Source organism: uncultured Roseibium sp. (assembly GCF_963675095.2).
In the GTDB taxonomy this organism is placed as follows: Bacteria; Pseudomonadota; Alphaproteobacteria; order Rhizobiales; family Stappiaceae; genus Roseibium.
In genome coordinates this window covers 132,349-150,138 of sequence record NZ_CAXXSJ010000057.1, presented here as the reverse complement: position 1 = coordinate 150,138, position 17,790 = coordinate 132,349, and the positions used below count along the sequence as shown (strand labels likewise).

The window sequence follows — 17,790 nt, the reverse complement described above, 5'->3', positions numbered from 1 at the left end:
GAGGGAATTCCCCGCATGACGCTTGTCCTGATGTTTGTCCTGCTCTTCGTGCTGCTGATCGTGGGAGCACCGGTGGCAGTCGCCCTCGGCGTGTCGTCCCTGTTCTTCATTGCGACCAGCGGGATGCCGAGCCTCGTGGTGCTGCACAACATGGTCAACGGCATCAATTCGTTTCCGCTGATTGCGGTACCGTTCTTCATTCTTGCCGGGCACCTGATGAATTCCTCCGGCATCACCACAAAGATTTTTGTCTTCGCCCGCGCCATGGTCGGCTGGATGCACGGCGGTCTCGGTCATGTGAATGTGGGCGCCAGCGTCATCTTCGCGGGCATGTCAGGCGCGGCGGTCGCCGATGCCGGCGGCCTTGGCAACATCGAGATCAAGGCGATGCGCGATGCCGGTTATGACACCGACTTCTCGGTCGGCATCACGGCCGCCTCGTCGACCATCGGGCCGATCATTCCCCCGTCGCTGCCGCTCGTCGTCTACGGGGTGATCGCGGACACCTCCATCGGCCAGCTCTTCGCCGCCGGCCTGATCCCCGGTCTGATCATGGCGCTCGCCCTGATGATCATGGTCGGTTTCTATGCCCGCCTTCGCAAATATCCCCGTGATGACCGGTTCCTGTTTTCGGTCTTCATCCGGACCTTCGCCGACGCCATTCTGCCGCTGATGACACCGGTCATCATTGTTGGCGGCATCCTGTCAGGCATGTTCACGCCGACCGAGGCCGCCATCGCTGCGGTGGCCTATTCCCTCGTGCTCGGGCTCTTCATCTACCGCACCCTGACCTGGAAGAGTGTCCTGAGAGTTTCCATGGAGACCATCGAGACCACCGCCTCGATCATGCTCATCGTCGCGGCCTCCGCGATCTTCGCCTGGATCCTGACCGCGAACCAGGTCGCTCAGGTATTCGCCCGGGAACTGCTCGGTTTCGCCAACGACCCGACTGCGGTCCTCCTGATCATCATGCTGATCGTGCTGGTGGTCGGCTGCTTCATGGAGACGATTGCGGCGATCACCATTCTGACGCCGGTGCTGCTACCGGTTGCAGTATCGATCGGCGTGGATCCGGTGCACTTCGGCATCATCCTGATCCTCAACCTGATGATCGGCCTGCTGACGCCGCCGGTGGGCATGGTGCTTTACGTGCTGTCGAAGGTGTCTGCAGTACCGTTTGAGCAATGCGTAAAGGCGACCGCGCCGTTCCTGATCCCGCTGGTGACGGTGCTCTTGCTTCTGACCTTCGTTCCCGAACTGTCGATGTGGCTGCCGACCATCCTCTACAGATGATTGGCGATGTCTCTTAAAGCCCGAACACCCACCGGCCGATGGTGGCTGCAATGACGAACACCACGGCGATGCTGATGACGTCGAGCAGGGCGCCGGCGCGCAGCATCTGCTGTGAGCTGACCGCACCTGAGCCATAGACGATGGCATTGGGCGGGGTCGCGACCGGCAGCATGAAACCGAGCGAGGCGGCCAGCACCACCGGCAGGGCAAGGGTTAGCGGATCAGCACCCATGCCGACGGCGGCGGCCCCGGCCACGGGAAGGAAGACGGCGGCCATGGCCGTGTTGGAGGCAAGTTCGCCCAGGTAGACGATCACCACCATCACGGCGAGGATCAGCACATTGGCGGGCAATGTTTGAAGCGCGCTCATGCCGGCACCGATCCAGTCGGCAAGTCCGGTGCTTGCGATGGCGCCGGCCAGGGACAGTCCGCCGCCGAACAGGATCAGGACGTCCCAGCGCAGGCTCTTGATGTCGTTCCATTCCAGCAGGAACGTTCCGCTGGACCAGCGGTCGGGAAGGACGAACAGGGCGAGCGCACCGATCATGGCGATGCCCGCATCCGAAAGCGGCAGGCCCGGAACGAGATCGGCGATCAGCGGTCGGGTCAGCCACAGAAACGCGACGATGACCATGACGCCGGCGACCGTATACTCCTGGCGCGACATCGGCCCCAGATCCTGCGTACCGTCATGGCCCGATGCCAGAACCGTCTCCGGAAAGGCAGCCGGAACCTTGAAGGCAATCTTGGTCAGCAGAAACCAGGTGATCGGCAACAACACCAGCACAGCTGGAATACCCACCAGCATCCACCTTCCGCGAAGCCGATGCGGATGTCGTAGGTCTCCAGCAGAAAGCCGGCGAAGAGCGCGTTCGGCGGGGTGCCGATCAGGGTGCCCATGCCGCCGATGGTGGCGCCATAGGCAATCGATAGCATCAGCGCCGGGGCGAAGGAATTCCGCGGATCGTCCGGACGATCGGAACCCGCGATGCACAGGGTGGACACGATCGACTGGGCGATCGGCAGCATGACCATGGAAGTTGCCGTGTTGCTCACCCACATGCTCAGGAAAGCCGTGATCCCCATCATGCCGGCGACGATTGCGGGCGGGTTCTCGCCGACCCGGCGCAGGACCTTCAGCGCAAGACGCCGGTGAAGCTGCCAGCGTTCCAGTCCCCGGGCGAGAATGAAGCCGCCGAGAAACAGGAAGATCAGGGGATTGGCGTAGGACTGCGCCGCGCTGTCGAAGGAACTGATGCCGAGCAAGGGAAACAGCACCAGCGGAACCAGCGCCGTTGCCGCCAGCGGCAGCGCCTCGCTCATCCACCATATCGCCATCAGCAGGCCGACACCCGCCACCGCCCAGCCCTCGGCCGTGAGGCCCTGCGGGTGCGGCAGGGCAAGGATCACGACGAGGGCAAGCAGGCCGCCGAGGAGGCCGGCCTTTTTCGAGGTCACGACAAGGGAGGTCGGGGAAGGGTCAGTAGGCATCATCCTGACAAGTCGTCTACGGCCGGCAGTTTCGAGGTCGTTCAGTTGACGCCAGCCTAGGATGTGTCGGCCTCGGGCGCCAGCGTACCCGCACGGCTTTTTTTCAAAAAGTCGCAACAAAATGCCGGCTTCGCTTACCAACCCTGCCGTATGAATAGACTTGAGCAATACCGCTTGCGCCCGTCTCCCCCCTTGAGGGGGAGATGTCACCAGGTATGAACCGGTATGATGGGTAACAGTTCTATCCGGGAGGATGGGTAACAGGTCAGACTTACGCCGAACGAGGGAGGTTCGGGGTATGGGATTTCGGGAGACCTGTGCGATGGAAGAGCGTGTCCGGTTCTGCGTTTCGGTTGAAAGCGGAGAGGTGTCGATGTCGGAGCTTTGCCGTCAGTTCGGGATTAGCCGGAAGACCGGTTATGAGGTACTGAGGCGCTGGCGTTCGGGTGGCGCGGCAGCTTTGGCACCGCGCAGTCACGCCCCGCATCATTGTCCGCATGCGCTTGCGGAGACATCCCGGGAGGCGGTGCTTGCGTTGCGCCGGCGATATCCAAGCTGGGGTCCGAAAAAACTGCGCGCCTTTCTTCAGGCGCATGCCGATCCGGTGATTGTGGTTCCAGCTGCTTCGACGATCGGCGAGTTGCTGCGCCGGGAAGGCTTGAGCGTTGCGCGCAAACGCCGCCGCCGCGCGCCGCCCTGCTCCGTGTCCCCCTTTGACCAGGCCTTGCCCAACGACGTGTGGAGCATGGACTTCAAGGGCTGGTTCCGGACCGGTGACGGTCGCCGCTGCGATCCCTTCACGTTGCAGGACCAGGCGAGCCGCTATCTCTTGCGGGTGGTTGCCGTCCCCCGTCCCGACACGACCCATGTCTGGTCCGTTCTGGATGCAGCCTTCCGCGAGTTCGGCCTGCCACGGGCTATCCGTTCCGACAATGGGGCGCCCTTTGCCTCGACCGGAGCTGCCGGCCTGTCGGGGCTGGCAGTCCGGCTCATCAAGGCTGGCGTTCGTCCTGAACGCATTGCCCCGGCCTCGCCGCAGCAGAACGGCCGGCTGGAGCGCTTGCACAGAACCTTGAAGGATGAAACCGCCAATCCACCGGCGGCCAACCTGAAGGCCCAGGCCGACCGATTTGTCCGCTTTCGGCAGACCTACAATGAAGAGCGTCCGCATGAGGCACTCGGCATGGCAACCCCGGCAGCCGCCTATACAGACTCATCAAGACCCTGGAGCGGCAGGCTGAGATCACCCGACTATGATCAAGGAACATGCGTGCGCAGGGTGCGCCAGAACGGCGAAATCAAGTGGCGCGGCGGCACCGTTTATGTCTCCATGGCCCTCGTCGGAGAGCCGGTCAGCATTGAAGAAGCCGACACCGGGCAGCTTGAACTCCGTTACGGACCGGTATTCATCGGCTACATCACAGAAGACCTAAAACTGCGGTGGCCCACACGAGGCAGAAAAACAAAAACTGTTACCCATCCTCCCGGATAGAACTGTTACCCATCATCCGGGTTGCACACCCGTTAGGGGACAGAGGGGGGTATGCAGCCTGTCCACCGACGCCCTGTATTCTGGGCAAAGATCGTCACCCCCCTCTGCCGGCTGTTCGCCGGCATCTCCCCCTCAAGGGGGGAGAGGGGAGCAAGCCGCAGATCCATCTCTCACCCGCAGCCATCGTTCTTGGCAAAACGTCCCCGATGGCAGTCGCTCGTTGCGTCTGGAAAAGCCCGCGCAACAAAAAGCCCCGGCAGCCGAGCTGCCGGGGCCTGTTCCGTTCAACCGGTGCGGAGTTCAGGCCGCAGCGTTGTAAAGGCGATTGTAGACGAACGGCGATGCCTTCAGGCCCGAGAGGGTCTTGGCACCGGCCAGAACGCCGAGGTCGGCAAGCGGCTCGATCAGGACAACCAGCATGTAGGCCGCGCCGAAGGAGGTGACCGACGCGATGTTTTCCGCGCCGAAGCCCTGTCCGTAGAATGCCCAGAAGGCGACCCAGGCGACGATGCCGCCCTGATAGGCGGTCGAAAGCGCCAGCGCCTGCTTGTACTCGATGTTCACGTAAGGGGTGTCGGCCGGGATGATGCGCTTGGCGATCTGGCTGATGGCGAACAGCGGCACCAGAAGCGTGGTGACGTTAATGCCGTATTGCGGCAGATCGAACGGCGCGAAGAACAGGCCCTGAAGGAGAAGACCCGCGGCCAGGCCGATTGCTGCCGGTCCGGCGCCGAACATCAGGTAGAGGGTCGAGCCGAGGATCAGGTGAACTTCCGAGACGCCGACCGGATAGTGCGGCAGGATCTGGAAAAAGCTGAAGACGAGAGCCGTCGCCATGACGCCGCGGCTGACAAGGGCGGACACGCCGCCGTCGTTGCGCACCGTGTTGAAGGCGTATTTGGCTGCCATGCCGAGAGAGGCGGCCGCCGTTGCGTAGCTGAGAACGATCTTGGCGCCGTCGACGATGCCGGGTTCGATATGCATGTTTTTCTCCTTTCCACACCCGCCGTGTGGGAGGCTTGATAGAAGGCGCGGGCGCGCGCCGGTTCGTCGATGGCAGGTCTCCTGGCTTGCGGCTCATCACCTTGCCCGCCTTCCCGGTTATCGAAAACCAGTGGCCGTTGGGCTTGGCGAACCGCTCACAGTTGCGGGGGCAGCCACGGTCTTGGTCCCTGCTGGGTACGCCTCACCGTGTTCCCTTTTGATCCGCCGCGTCTTCTGCTTGGCGGAACCATCGCTCTCAAGGGTGCTGGAAACGGAAGGAGCTTGCAAGCTTTTTTACGTTAATGGCGCTGATCCGCGGCGCAAAACGCCCCGAAAAATGTCGAAAAATCAACGGCACGGGAGTGTCGCCGAAGGTTCATATGAGCGACACACGGCATTCATATGAAAACCATACCAAGCACGAGCGGTATCGATCGCGCTGCCGGAAACAACGCCGGCCGACCGCGCATACATCTTGTGAACGGGGCCGCCGGCCTCATCGTTTAGGAGCATTTATTATGGCTTTTCGTAAGACCGTCGCCAGCGTCGTCGCTGCGGCTGCCCTGCTTGGCACGTCGACCGCTTCTTATGCTGCGACCGAGATTTCCTGGTGGCACGGCATGAGCGGCCGGAACGGCGAAGTCATCAACGAGATCTCTGAGAAATTCAACGCCAGCCAGGATGTCTGCCACCTGACGCCGGTCAGCAAGGGCACCTACGAGGAAGCCCTGAACGCAGGTATTGCCGGCTTCCGCGCCGGTGAACAGCCGAACATCCTGCAGGTCTTCGACGCCGGTGCCGCCACGATCATCAACGCCAAGGGTGCCGTCATCCCGGCCGAGGACATGATCAAGGACGCCGGCCACGAGTTCAAGCGCGAAGCCTTCATCGACGGCGTGCGTTATTTCTACGCCGACAGCGACGGCAAGTTCATCGGCATGCCGTTCAACTCTTCGGCTCCGATCATGTACATCAACGACGAAGCCATCAAGAAGGCCGGCGTCGAGGCACCGAAGACCTGGGAAGACTTCGAAGCCATCGCTCCGAAGCTGAAGGACGCCGGCTACGTGCCACTGGTCCAGTCGCAGCTGACCTGGGAATTCACCGAGAATTTCTTCTCCCGTCACAATCTTCAGTTCGCGACCAACAACAACGGTTACGACGCCGTCAAGGGCACCAAGATCCTGGCGAACTCCCCTGAGCAGAAGATGATGTATTCCAAGCTCAAGGATTGGTACGACAACGGTCTGTTCGGCTACTACGGCGCCGGCTGGAGCGACAACCAGAAGCCGTTCGAAGAAGGCAAGGTCGCTTTCTGGATCGGGTCTTCCGGTTCCTTCGGCGGTCTGCGCAAGACGGCCCAGATGCCGTTCTCCGCAACCTTCCTGCCTTACTGGAACTCGATCGAGGGTGCCGGCACCAACACCTTCATCGGTGGCGCTGCCTTGTTCGCCTTCTCCGGCAAGCCGAAGGCTGAAAACGACTGCACCGCAGCGTTCTTCGAATTCCTGACCTCTCCGGAAGTCCAGTTCTTCTGGCACAAGGCGACCGGCTACGTGCCGATCACCAAGGCGGCCTACCAGCTTGCCCAGGAAAGCGGCTACTACAAGGAAGTTCCGCAGGCCGAAGTCGGCATCAAGCAGCTGATGCTGCCGGGCGGCGAATGGTCCAAGGGCTACCGTATGGGCTTCTACCCGCAGATCCGCGAAGTCATGGAACGCGAATTCAACAAGATCTTCGCCAACGAGACCTCCGTGGACGACGCCTTCAAGACCATCGAGGAAGAAGGCAACAAGCTGCTGGAGCGCTTCGCCAAGACCGCCGGCTGATCTGACCGGCTTGAAAATCGCGGACCGGGGAGAGCGTTCTTCCCGGTCCGTACGTCCTGAATTTCCGTCCGGAAATGTGAAAGCGTGCACATGAAACGCGTCCAGTTCTCCAGCGCTTCCCTGCCGTATCTCTTCCTGCTGCCGCAGGTCGCTGTCATCCTGATCTTTTTCTACTGGCCGTCGGTGCAGGCGATCCAGTCCTCCTTTTATCTGGAGGACCCGTTCGGTTTCAGCGCGACCTTTGTGGGGATGGATAACTACAAGGACGTTCTCGAATCGAGTGAATACGTCCGCATCGGCAACTTCACCATCGTCTTCACGCTGCTTGTCACGTTCCTGTCCCTGTCGAGCGCGCTGCTTCTGGCGGTCAAGGCGGATGCGGTGATCCGCGGGGCCTCGACCTACAAGACGCTGCTGATGTGGGTCTATGCGGTGGCGCCGCCGGTCGCGGGCCTCATGGGCGTGATGTTCTTCGACCAGCATATCGGCCCCTTCCTGAAGGTCGCCGGCTTCTTCGGCTGGGACTTCAAGCTGGGCCTGAATTACTTCGACACGGCCTTCGCCATGGTGGTCATCGCCGTGTGGAAGCAGATCCCTTACAATTTCATCTTCTTCCTGTCCGGCCTGCAGGCGATCCCGAAGTCCCTGCGCGAGGCCGGCGCCATCGATTGCCGCTCAGGCTTCCGCCGCTTCTGGACCATCATCCTGCCCCTGCTGGCGCCGACGGCCTTCTTCCTGCTGATCATCAACATGACCTATTCGTTGTTCGACACCTTCGGCATCGTCGACGTGGTCGTGAAGGACAAGGCGGCGAACAATCCGATCACGCTGGTCTACAAGGTCTACATGGACGGTTTCCGCGGCGGCGACCTTGGCGGCTCCTCCGCCCAGTCGGTCATCCTGATGATCGTCGTGTTCGTGCTCACCATCTTCCAGTTCCGCTTCATCGAGCGGCGCGTGCACTACAACTGAGGGCGCGCCATGTTCCGTCTGAAATTTTTCGACCACCTCATCCTGATCATCGGCTCCGTGCTGATGATCGGCCCCGTCGCAATCGCCTTCCTGACCTCCACCCACGAAGCGGTCGAGATCCACCGCTTCGGGCTGATGGCGTCCTGGGGCGGGAACTTCACCGACACCTATTCCAAGGTCCTGTTCCACGAGGGCGGGTTCACCGGCCAGATCACCGGCCTGCGCATGCTGTGGAACTCCATGCTGCTCGGGATCGGCTTCGCCGTCGGCAAGATTGTGCTGTCCATGCTTGCGGCCTATGCCATCGTCTATTTCCGCTTCAAGGCTGGCACGTTCTTCTTCTGGATGATCTTCACCACGCTGCTCCTGCCGCTGGAAGTGCGCATCGTGCCGTCCTACGAGGTGGTGCAGAAGATGGGCATGCTGAACAGCTTTTCCGGCATGATCGTGCCGCTGCTCGCCTCCGCGACCGGCACGTTCTATTTCCGCCAGTTCTTCAAGTCGGTTCCGGACGAGCTTCTGGAAGCCGCCCGCATCGACGGCGCCGGTCCGTTCAAGTTCTTCATCGACATTCTGGTGCCGACCTCCAAGACGATGATTGCGGCGATCTTCATCATCATGTTCGTCTACGGCTGGAACCAGTATCTGTGGCCCATGATCACGACCAACGACGAGGCCTATTTCACCCTCGTGCGCGGCATCAAGCAGATCCTGCTGGTCTGGGTCGGATCGCAGATCCCCGATTACAACGAAGCTTTCGCCCTTGCGATCCTGGCCATGCTGCCGCCGGTTCTGGTGGTCGTGATTTTCCAGAGCTGGTTCGTCAAGGGCCTGACCGAAAGCGACAAGTGAGCTGACATCCGATGGCAACGATTACTCTCGATACGGTCCGCAAGGTCTATGCCGGCAACGTGGAAGCGGTCAAAGGTGTTTCTGTCGACATCGCCGACGGCGAATTCATCGTGCTGGTCGGTCCGTCCGGCTGCGGCAAGTCCACGCTGCTGCGCATGATTGCAGGCCTGGAGGACATCTCCCACGGCGAAATCAGCATCGGCGACAGGATCGTCAACAAGGTCGATCCGGCGGATCGGGACATCGCCATGGTGTTCCAGAACTATGCGCTCTACCCGCATATGACGGTCTACAACAACCTGGCCTACGGGCTGCGCAACCGGAAGATCGCCAAGGGTGAGATCGACCGGCGGGTCAAGGAAGCCGCCCGCATCCTGGAGATCGGCGACTATCTCGACCGCAAGCCGCGCATGCTCTCCGGCGGCCAGCGCCAGCGCGTTGCCATGGGCCGGGCCATCGTCCGCGAACCGGCGGCTTTCCTGTTCGACGAACCGCTGTCGAACCTGGACGCAAAGCTCCGGGTGCAGATGCGCGTGGAGATCAAGCGCCTGCAGAAGTCGCTGGGCACCACCAGCGTTTATGTCACCCACGACCAGCTGGAAGCCATGACGCTCGCCGACCGGCTGATCGTGCTGAACGGCGGTGCCATCGAGCAGATCGGCGCGCCGGTGGATGTCTACGACAAGCCGGCTTCCACCTTTGTGGCAAGTTTCATCGGCTCGCCGGCCATGAACCTGGTTCCGGTCCGTTCTGAGAACGGTCGACTGCAGGCGGAAAGCGGCAGCGGCCTCGATGCACCGAACCTGCACGGTGCGGACCGCTATCTCCTCGGCATTCGTCCCGAGCACCTGGAAATCAGCAGCGAGAAGATGGAGAGCCCGGATAAGCTCTCCATGGAATTCACCGTCAACGTCCTCGAACCGGTCGGTGCGGAAAGCTACATCTACGGCCAACTCGACGGCGCCGGTCCGGAACTCGTGGTGCGCGCGCCGAGCCATGCCCGCTACGACCACGGCACGGTGCTCTATCTGAACGCACTGGCAACGGACATGCATTTCTTCGATGCGGAAAACGGCCGCCGGATCGTAGCCTAAAATCTCGGTACCGGCAGGGTGCGTTACGCCAGCGCCCTGAGCCGGAGCATGGCGACAATGCCGAAGGCCGGGCCAATGGCCATGAACACGAAAACGGCGGGCCAGCCGATGTCGGCCGCCAGAACGGGCGTCGCCTGAACCGTGAAGAAGGTCAGGGCGAAGCCGAGCGCGGTTTGAAACGTCATCAGGCTGCCGGTCATTTCAGGTGGCGAATGGTCGGCGACGAGAGCGGAGAACTGGGCTGAATCCGGCAGGATCGCCGCGCCCCAGATCAGCACGCAGAGGATCGTGACCCACGGCGGGCCGCCGAAGGTGGCGGCGGTCGCCAGTGCAGCGCTGCCGCTGAAGATCAGGGCCCAAAGGGCTATGGTCTCTTTGCCGAGCCGGTCGGCGAAGATGCCCGCGACGATGCTGGTCGCGCCGCCTGCCGCAATGGCGCCGAAGGCAAGCAGCCGTCCGAACACGAGCGCCTTGTCTTCCGCCATCGAGGCGGTGAACGACACGGTGGCGGCAAGGCCGATCCAGGCCCACATGGCGTAGAGTTCCCACATGTGGCAGAGGTAGCCCGCATAGGCGAGACGGACCTTTCGGTTGGTCCAGGCAAGGGCAATGGATCGGAACCGGAAGTCTCCGGCCGCCGCGTGGAAGGGGCCGAGCCTCGTCGCCAGGCACAAAAGCCCGCCGATCGCCGCTGCCAGTGAGGCGACGCCGACGCTCCACCGCCAGTCCGCTCCGCCGGCGAGCGCCAGCAGATGGGGCGCGGCCGAGCCGAAGGTCAGCGCTCCGACCAGGGCGCCGACCAGAAAGCCCCGGTCCCGCTGCCCCCAGCCGACGATGATCTTCATGCCGACCGGATAGACGCCGGCCAGCATGGCGCCGGTGATGAACCGGGCAAGGATCGCGAGATCGCCTCCCGGCACCGTGATCAGCAGGCTGGCGTTCGCTGCCGCCGCGATCAGGGAAGAGGCCGCAAACGCCCGACGCGGATCGAACCGGTCCGGCAGGCCGAAAATTGCGGAGACAAGGGCACCTGCGACAAAGCCGATCTGGACCGCGCTCGAAAGAGCGGCCTGCCGGAAGTCCGATACCGGAACTTCGGCCACCATGTCCGGCAGGATCGCTGCCGACATGAACCACAGGCTCATGCCTGCAATTTCGGCCAGCATCAGGAAGAAAAGCGACCGGTATTTTCCTTCAGGGATTGGAGTCGCACTGATATCAGCCATCGATCCCCAGCTCCTGCCGCAGTTTTTTCGTCAATTTCGCGGCGACAAGACCATGGGCGGTGGCGAGATAGGTTTTCAGGTCTTCGTCCGTGAGCGCGCTATCCTTCGACACCTGCACCCATTTCGCCCGAGCCAGATAAGGCGCCGGAACGATGCCGGCTTCTTCGGTGAGCATCATGTAGGAGAGGTCGGAACACTTGAAGGCGATCCGCTGTTCGGATCCCTGGCCCCAGCTTGAACAGACCGCAAAGATCTTGCCGCCGACCTTCCACACCGAGGCGTTGCCCCACTGAACCACGTTGGTCGTGGCCGGCAGTCCGGCGCAGTAAGCATCGAATTCGGTGCGGGTCATGGGGCTTCCTCCTAAAAGTACCTTTTGACTTTCCCGCAAGTGCCGATCATCCGATAGAGAACCCGAGGGGCCGACCGCTCATAAATGACGCTGTTTTGCTTTTTTCCGATATAAAGAACTTGCACAAGATAACTTTCATCACCCCATATCCGCCCCCAGAACGTCGGATAGAAGTAACCTTCCGGGCTGTACGCTTCTCCAAGGGCGTCATCAGCGGCTTTATATTCTTGGAAATTTCGGAGTATCTTGCAGCAATCTGGATTATTTTTAATATATTCACGAATGTTTTTCATATGTATTTCTTCGTCAACATTTAAACTGGAATACGGATAGTCAAAAACAGAGCGATATGCGTCACGCAAGGTACTCTCGATTAATTCGTCTTTCGCGAGGAAACGTTGTTCGGAAAGGCAATACCCGGAATAATTCAAACTTAAAAAGGGTGCTGTGACGAGGATTGTCGCCAATAAAAATCCCAGAGCGATCTTCAATTGGTAATGCCCTTTCGACCTTGCACTGAGAGGTCCGCAAAATGCGGGCAGGTTCGGAACCCTTGCGAGCTTGTATCGGGACTGATAGCAATAGTCGCGCAAACACCGCTTTGCCCGTTTTCAATTCTTCTTGATCCGAGCGCACCGGCACACCGCGCACCGCCGTGGACGGAGCGCCCGATCGTGGCAAAGGGTGTGTCATGTCTCATCAGATTTCAAAACTATCCTTCGGCCGTATCGCCGCGACGCTGGCTGTCACCGATATGGACCGGGCATTTGCCTTTTACCGGGATGTGCTCGGCTTCGAAGTGGTGTTTCAAAACGGCGATCCGGTCGGGTTCGCGATCCTGAAGAAGGACGCGGCGGAGCTTCATATCACCTTGGTAAAAGACCACAGGCCGGCCTCCTTCAACGTGGCGCATATGCTCGTCGGCGACGCGGATGGCCTTTACGCCTGCATCGAGGCGGCCGGTTGCCGTATCCTGAAGGGTCTGAAGACCCAGGAATACGGTCTCAAGACCTTCGTTTTCGCCGATCCCTTCGGCAATCGGATCGACGTCGGCGCGCCTCTCCGTACGGATGGAACGTAAACCCTGCCGGCAGGCTTCACGCTTGCCAGCTTGAAGTCTCCGGCCCAAGTCGCCATATTTGTCTCAGACGAGGGGTGAGATCCACCCCGTCCGGATGCCTGTTACAGGGTCCGGGTGCAAGGTCGCTTTAAAAGGACTTTGACGATGACACGCATGTCGGCGTTTTCCAGCCCGTTCCTGCTCGGGTTCGATGACATTGAACGGGTGCTCGACCGGGTTTCGAAGGCCGCCAACGACGGCTATCCGCCCTATAACATCGAGCGGTTACCCAAGACCGAGGATCAGGGTGACATCATCCGTATTACTCTGGCTGTGGCTGGGTTTACCCGGGATCAGCTCGATGTGTCGGTTGAGGAGAGCCAGCTGGTCATCCGCGGCCGTCAGGTCGACGACAAGTCGCGCCAGTATCTACACCGTGGCATTGCCGCGCGGCAGTTCCAGCGTGCCTTTGTTCTGGCCGAGGGCATCGAGATCCTCGGAGCCGATCTGAGGGACGGTCTTCTGTCGATCGATCTTGCACGCCCGGAACCGGAACGCGTTATCCGGAAAATCGAAATCTCCAGCGGCGAATGACCCATCCGCCGAACAAGGAAAATGGAGAGTATCTGATGCACGACCCCAATACCCCCGATCGCGACGATACGATGTTCGACATCAGCAAGGATGCGCTGTCGGATCTCGGAAACGGAACCCTGGCCTACGTCCGCAAGATGCAGCCGGCCGAACTGGAGAGCCTCTTTCCAGGAATGCCGCCGCTTGAGGGCAATGCCAGCCTGTGGGCGTTGTTGAACGCCGACGGCACGCCGATCCTGCTGGCCGACAACCGCGAAGCGGCCATCGCGAACGCTTTCGAGCAGGAACTGGAAATGGTGAGCCTGCACTGAGTTCGCGGGCAAGACACCTTACGACATGAAAGACACCGGCCGCTTGGCCGGTGTTTTCGTTTGGAGCACGCGATCCGGGAACTTAGACCGTTTCGGCCTGCCGTCGGGAGGGTTCCTTTGCCGCTTGTCCGCCTTCAGAGGCGGACATCTCCGGCCCTTCGGGCTTGTGCAGCCTTGCCGGCGGTTTGCGCCAGGGCTGGCCCTTGAACCACGACACCGTATAGGCAACGGCAATCAGCGCCATGAAGCCCAGAACGTTGGACAGGATCTGCGGAACCCACTGGTCCCGGCCCCAGACCATGTCGCGCAGGATGCCTGCCGCCTGGGCGATCACCAGGCTTGCCATGAAGACGGCGAGCGATTGCTGGCCGACCTTCTGGACCACGCGCACAAAGGTGCCCCATTTCCGGCCGTGGCCGTAAAGGCGCCGGCCGTTTTCGCCCGCAGCCAGCCAGGCAAGATAGGCGAGTGCCAGGAAATGCATGTAGCGGAACAATCCGAATTCGGTCTTCCTCCAAAAGGGCTCGATCGAATTCCGGATATCGTCGACCCACTGCACGTTCAGATGAATGCGAAAATAGGCGAAGGGCAGGGTGACCAGCAGGATGACGATGGCAAGCGCGACCAGCCCGCGGTTCACCGGCGGCGCGGGAAGCCAGCCGCGCATGAAGGCGAAACCGGTAAAGAAGACAAGTTGCCAGGCGAACGGGTTGAAGAACCATGGTCGGTCTGACCAGGGTTCCGCCGGCAGATTGAGAAAACCGAGGTTCGCCGTCAGCCACAGGCCGATGGAAAAGGCAAAGGCGGCCGGTACCGAATAGCTGGCAATGAACATCATCACCGGGATCAGGCCCAGGATCACGATATACATCGGCAGGATGTCGAAATAGTTCGGCACCCACGTGAGGCTGAACAGACCAGGCAGCGTGACCGTCGAATTATTAAATAGATGCCAGAGATTGAGCGAGGCCACATAGTCCTCGGTCACGCCGCAGCAGGATTCCAGAAAACCGCTTTCGTGGAGTGCGACAAGACTGACCGCGATCACGAAGAACTGGCCGATATGCGCCCAGTATACCTGCCACATCCGATGCAGGATGCGGGCAGCACCCATGCCCCAGCCGTGGGTTTCGAATACCTTGCCGAAGGCGAGCGCCGAGGCCATGCCCGAACAGAAGACGAAGATTTCCGTCGCATCGGAAAATCCGAACCGCGCCGGGATCCAGAGCGTCCACCAGTTCCAGGGGAGGTGGGCGATATAGATGATGAACATTCCGATCCCCCGGTAAAAATCCAGGCGGGGATCTCTTGGTTTCTTTGCAACGGTCGTCTGAGCGTTCACGATATATGTGTTCCTGGGTCCCTTTTGGGGGAGCCTGCGCTAAGTTTATGTCGAAACCGGGATATTCTTCAGGCCGGCGTCGCGCGCAAGCGTTCATTTTGCATGACGAGAGACGCGCGCTGCATCCGATCGCAGACCTCCAGCCGCTGTTCGGCGAACCGGTCGAGGCCGCCGCGTTTGCGGGACCGGTCCTTCAGAAGGGTTTCCGCGTCTTCCGCGAGACCGGCGCGGATCGCCGCATCGATCGTCATCCGCTCGAACACATCGCGCTGGGCATGGGAGCCGCCGATCGCCGGGAGGGCGTCGCGGGCCGAGGACAGCATGGTGAAGGCGGACGCGTAATTTCCCTTCCGGTATTGCTCAAGGCCCATGGCCGCGGGCAGTCCGGCCTCGGTTGAAATCCGCTGCAGGTCGCCTTCCTCCTTGGTGCGCCGACGCAGATCGGCGATCAGGCGTTCGGTTCCCATCCGCCGGCCGCCGCTCAGGAGCGCGAGCAGATAGTGCAGGTCGGCAAAGACATTGCAGCCGTCTTCGGCGCGCCGGTCGGACAGCGCGGCCAGTTCCTCCCAGCGTCCGCCGACATTGACGCCCTCCAGTTCCAGCCGCATCAGCAGCGACGTGCCATTGGAAATATCCCGGAAGTCATCCGTTTGGTCCTGCCGGATCTTGCGGTCGTAGAGATCGAGCACCTTGTCGATTTCGCCGCGGTCCAGATACATCAGCGCCAGATGCCACCAGACGTGGTAACCGAAATTGTTGCAGTGGGCCCAGCCGTCGGGCCGGTTTTCCAGCCAGCCGATGCCTTCCTCGGACCGCCCGGTCATGTCGTGCACATGGGCAACCGCGTGCAAGCCCCAGGCATCGTTGCTGCAGAACTCCAGGCCCCTGCGGCCAACGGCTTCCGCTTCCCGGTAGGAGCCTGTTTCCTCCAGCGCGAAGGACCGGCAGCCGAGAACAAAGCCGTACGAGGGATGGGTTTCGTCATATTCCGCAATGACCTGCTCGATCGAGCTGCGCATGCCGTTGCAATCGCCCAGGATGAAGCGGATGGCCTGCGACAGTTTCAACAGAAGCGCATCGCGGGGCGCCTTGACCAGCGCCTGGTCCAGAAGGTCGGCGGAATGGGACGGCCAGCCGTCGAGCCAGGCGCGGAGCGCCGACGTGACGACAGCTTCGCGCGGCGTTACCGGCCGGACCTTTGCAGCGCCGGAAGCCGTTCTCCAGGCCTCTTCGGCGGTGTCGTAAAGTTCGCGCCGGGCAAGCAGCAGGCAGAACAGACCGCGTGCGGCATGGCCAAGCGCGAATTCGGGATCCCGCTCAAGCGCATCCTGAAGATGGCTTGCCGTCGTCGCCCCGTGGGCAAGAAAGGCGTTGACCGCTGATGTCCATGCGGCCAGGGCTTCTTTGTCTTCGAGGGTGATGTCGTACCCGAACTGGTCTGTCAGACGCATTGGCTGGCCTTTGTTGCGATCGCTGCAGGTTTACCGGCTAAGGAGCCGGGACCTCAAGCTGTGGAGCCCGCGCCACGGCATCGGCGGCGCATCGAGAAAATTGTGCACTACAAAAAAGACCGCAGTCGGGCGGTGAACTGCAACACACAAAAAGGTGTTGGCGACGTGTGCGCGGGAGACGTTATTCAGTCTCATTAGAAAATCATGCTGCAAATCCCTCGCGCGGGAGAATGGCATTTCTTGTCGCGCGAAGCGGAAAAGCCTAGGTGGTCTGATATGCAGACTCTCTCCGTATCCTCGTCCCAAAGGACGGTTCTGTTCGTTGCCTTGAGCGCCCTGGCATTGGTCAGTTACGGCGCGTTTCTGGCTGCCGGGCCAAAGCACGCAATGGCGACCTTGATCGGCGGCCTGGCCGGGCTTGCGCTCTACCATGCCAGCTTCGGCTTCACCGCGGCCTGGCGCCATCTCGTGACCGAACGGCGCGGCACCGGGCTTCGGGCGCAGTTCGTGCTGATCCTGCTGGTCTCCGCGGTTTCCTTCCCTCTGATCGCCTGGGGCAAGGACTTCGGTCTGCCGACCGGTGGGTTCGTCTTTCCTTTCGGCTATGCTGCGGCGATCGGCGCCTTCATGTTCGGGCTTGGAATGCAGGTCGGCGGTGGCTGTGCCTCTGGCACCCTGTTTACGGCTGGCGGCGGCTCGACGCGGATGATGGTGACGCTTGCGACCTTTGTTCTGGGCTCCGTCCTGGCGACGGCCCACATGCATCTATGGGGCAAGTTGCCGAAACTGCCGTCCTATTCCCTCGTGCAGGACTTTGGCCCGATCGGTGCCTTTGCGATCACGGCCGCGGTCCTCGGGCTGATCGCCCTGTTGACGCTCCGCATCGAGCGGAAGGCACACGGCAAGATTCTCCCGGCCCGCAAGACGGAATCCCTGCTGACCGGCCCCTGGTCTCCGATGACAGGCGCGCTCTTGTTGGCCCTGGTCTGCATCTTGACCTTCCTCGTGGTCGGCCGTCCCTGGGGGATCACGTCCGGTTTCGCCCTGTGGGGAGCGAAGGTGTTCCAGGCCATCGGCATCCCGGTGGAAACCTGGCCCTACTGGTCCTGGCAGCAAGGCGCCCTGGAAAGCTCCGTCCTGACCGACATGACCTCGGTGATGAATTTCGGCGTCATCCTGGGCGCCATGGCGGCGGCGGCCCTGGCCGGCAAGTTCATGCCTGTCTGGCAATTGTCCAGGCGCGATCTCCTGACGGCCATCGTCGGAGGCCTGCTCATGGGCTACGGCGCACGCCTGGCCTACGGCTGCAATATCGGGGCCTATCTTGGCGGTCTGGCTTCCGGTTCTCTCCATGGCTGGCTGTGGCTGCTGTTCGGCTTTCTCGGCAGCCTTGTCGGCGTCCGGCTGCGCCTGAAGCTCGGAATGGGCTGACGGTGGACAACCCTGC

Annotated in this window: 18 protein-coding genes and 1 riboswitch; of the genes, 10 read left to right on the top strand and 8 right to left on the bottom strand. The window is 61.4% G+C overall.

Going from position 1 to position 17,790, the window contains the following annotated elements:
* The first annotated feature begins 15 nt into the window (after nucleotides 1–15).
* Nucleotides 16–1,293: a TRAP transporter large permease gene (locus tag ABIN98_RS23160; RefSeq protein ID WP_346913584.1), complete on the top strand. Its 1,278-nt coding sequence runs from the start codon at nucleotides 16–18 to the stop codon at nucleotides 1,291–1,293.
* Nucleotides 1,294–1,306: 13 nt separating this feature from the next.
* Here ABIN98_RS23160 and ABIN98_RS23155 read toward each other — a convergent pair whose 3' ends face one another.
* Both ABIN98_RS23155 and ABIN98_RS23150 read right to left on the bottom strand, forming a co-directional pair.
* Nucleotides 1,307–2,095: an SLC13 family permease gene (locus ABIN98_RS23155; protein ID WP_346913582.1), complete on the bottom strand. Its 789-nt coding sequence runs from the start codon at nucleotides 2,093–2,095 to the stop codon at nucleotides 1,307–1,309.
* The gene (locus ABIN98_RS23150; protein ID WP_346913580.1) at nucleotides 2,044–2,751 is read right to left on the bottom strand and encodes an SLC13 family permease; all 708 of its coding nucleotides are present in this window, start codon (nucleotides 2,749–2,751) and stop codon (nucleotides 2,044–2,046) included. The genes ABIN98_RS23155 and ABIN98_RS23150 overlap by 52 nt, the downstream gene beginning before the upstream one ends.
* A gap of 331 nt (nucleotides 2,752–3,082) precedes the next feature.
* Between ABIN98_RS23150 and ABIN98_RS23145 the strand changes: the two genes are divergently transcribed.
* Nucleotides 3,083–4,276: an IS481 family transposase gene (locus tag ABIN98_RS23145; RefSeq protein WP_346913578.1), complete on the top strand. Its 1,194-nt coding sequence runs from the start codon at nucleotides 3,083–3,085 to the stop codon at nucleotides 4,274–4,276.
* 300 nt (nucleotides 4,277–4,576) lie between these two features.
* Here the strand turns inward: ABIN98_RS23145 and ABIN98_RS23140 are convergent, their stop codons facing one another.
* Nucleotides 4,577–5,260 (bottom strand): energy-coupling factor ABC transporter permease, encoded by a 684-nt coding sequence (locus ABIN98_RS23140; RefSeq protein ID WP_346913576.1) that lies wholly within the window; start codon nucleotides 5,258–5,260, stop codon nucleotides 4,577–4,579.
* Between the two features lie 53 nt (nucleotides 5,261–5,313).
* Nucleotides 5,314–5,527, bottom strand: a riboswitch (cobalamin riboswitch).
* Nucleotides 5,528–5,778: 251 nt separating this feature from the next.
* On the opposite strand from ABIN98_RS23140, the gene ABIN98_RS23135 reads away from it, so the two are divergent.
* The 4 genes from ABIN98_RS23135 (at nucleotide 5,779) to ABIN98_RS23120 (ending at nucleotide 10,007) form a co-directional block, all read left to right on the top strand.
* Nucleotides 5,779–7,089, top strand: a complete 1,311-nt coding sequence (locus tag ABIN98_RS23135; protein ID WP_346913574.1) for an extracellular solute-binding protein — start codon at nucleotides 5,779–5,781, stop codon at nucleotides 7,087–7,089.
* Between the two features lie 90 nt (nucleotides 7,090–7,179).
* Nucleotides 7,180–8,061: an ABC transporter permease subunit gene (locus ABIN98_RS23130; protein ID WP_346913572.1), complete on the top strand. Its 882-nt coding sequence runs from the start codon at nucleotides 7,180–7,182 to the stop codon at nucleotides 8,059–8,061.
* 9 nt (nucleotides 8,062–8,070) lie between these two features.
* Nucleotides 8,071–8,913 carry an ABC transporter permease subunit gene (locus tag ABIN98_RS23125; RefSeq protein ID WP_346913570.1) on the top strand — a complete coding sequence of 281 codons (843 nt, stop codon included), beginning with the start codon at nucleotides 8,071–8,073 and terminating at the stop codon, nucleotides 8,911–8,913.
* Between the two features lie 11 nt (nucleotides 8,914–8,924).
* Nucleotides 8,925–10,007, top strand: a complete 1,083-nt coding sequence (locus tag ABIN98_RS23120) for a sn-glycerol-3-phosphate import ATP-binding protein UgpC (protein ID WP_346913568.1) — start codon at nucleotides 8,925–8,927, stop codon at nucleotides 10,005–10,007.
* Between the two features lie 23 nt (nucleotides 10,008–10,030).
* Here ABIN98_RS23120 and ABIN98_RS23115 read toward each other — a convergent pair whose 3' ends face one another.
* Genes ABIN98_RS23115 through ABIN98_RS23105 form a run of 3 tightly spaced genes read right to left on the bottom strand, consistent with a single transcriptional unit; the run spans nucleotide 10,031 to nucleotide 12,076 of the window.
* Complete coding sequence (locus tag ABIN98_RS23115; protein WP_346913566.1) at nucleotides 10,031–11,233, bottom strand: MFS transporter; 1,203 nt, start codon at nucleotides 11,231–11,233, stop codon at nucleotides 10,031–10,033.
* Nucleotides 11,226–11,585: an MmcQ/YjbR family DNA-binding protein gene (locus ABIN98_RS23110; protein ID WP_346913564.1), complete on the bottom strand. Its 360-nt coding sequence runs from the start codon at nucleotides 11,583–11,585 to the stop codon at nucleotides 11,226–11,228. The genes ABIN98_RS23115 and ABIN98_RS23110 overlap by 8 nt, the downstream gene beginning before the upstream one ends.
* 11 nt (nucleotides 11,586–11,596) lie before the next feature.
* Nucleotides 11,597–12,076 (bottom strand): hypothetical protein, encoded by a 480-nt coding sequence (locus ABIN98_RS23105; RefSeq protein ID WP_346913562.1) that lies wholly within the window; start codon nucleotides 12,074–12,076, stop codon nucleotides 11,597–11,599.
* Nucleotides 12,077–12,276: 200 nt separating this feature from the next.
* Here ABIN98_RS23105 and ABIN98_RS23100 point away from each other — a divergent pair, with 200 nt between their 5' ends.
* From ABIN98_RS23100 to ABIN98_RS23090, 3 genes are all read left to right on the top strand, one after another.
* Nucleotides 12,277–12,666 carry a glyoxalase superfamily protein gene (locus ABIN98_RS23100; RefSeq protein ID WP_346913560.1) on the top strand — a complete coding sequence of 130 codons (390 nt, stop codon included), beginning with the start codon at nucleotides 12,277–12,279 and terminating at the stop codon, nucleotides 12,664–12,666.
* A gap of 144 nt (nucleotides 12,667–12,810) precedes the next feature.
* Nucleotides 12,811–13,239, top strand: a complete 429-nt coding sequence (locus ABIN98_RS23095; protein WP_346900626.1) for an Hsp20 family protein — start codon at nucleotides 12,811–12,813, stop codon at nucleotides 13,237–13,239.
* Nucleotides 13,240–13,274: 35 nt separating this feature from the next.
* Nucleotides 13,275–13,550, top strand: a complete 276-nt coding sequence (locus tag ABIN98_RS23090; protein ID WP_346913558.1) for a DUF1150 domain-containing protein — start codon at nucleotides 13,275–13,277, stop codon at nucleotides 13,548–13,550.
* Nucleotides 13,551–13,632: 82 nt separating this feature from the next.
* Here ABIN98_RS23090 and ABIN98_RS23085 read toward each other — a convergent pair whose 3' ends face one another.
* Together ABIN98_RS23085 and ABIN98_RS23080 are read right to left on the bottom strand one after the other, a co-directional pair.
* Complete coding sequence (locus ABIN98_RS23085; RefSeq protein ID WP_394701597.1) at nucleotides 13,633–14,847, bottom strand: OpgC family protein; 1,215 nt, start codon at nucleotides 14,845–14,847, stop codon at nucleotides 13,633–13,635.
* 113 nt (nucleotides 14,848–14,960) lie between these two features.
* Complete coding sequence (locus tag ABIN98_RS23080; RefSeq protein ID WP_346913554.1) at nucleotides 14,961–16,343, bottom strand: tetratricopeptide repeat protein; 1,383 nt, start codon at nucleotides 16,341–16,343, stop codon at nucleotides 14,961–14,963.
* A gap of 276 nt (nucleotides 16,344–16,619) precedes the next feature.
* Between ABIN98_RS23080 and ABIN98_RS23075 the strand changes: the two genes are divergently transcribed.
* Nucleotides 16,620–17,774 (top strand): YeeE/YedE family protein, encoded by a 1,155-nt coding sequence (locus tag ABIN98_RS23075; RefSeq protein WP_346913552.1) that lies wholly within the window; start codon nucleotides 16,620–16,622, stop codon nucleotides 17,772–17,774.
* Nucleotides 17,775–17,790 lie beyond the last annotated feature (16 nt).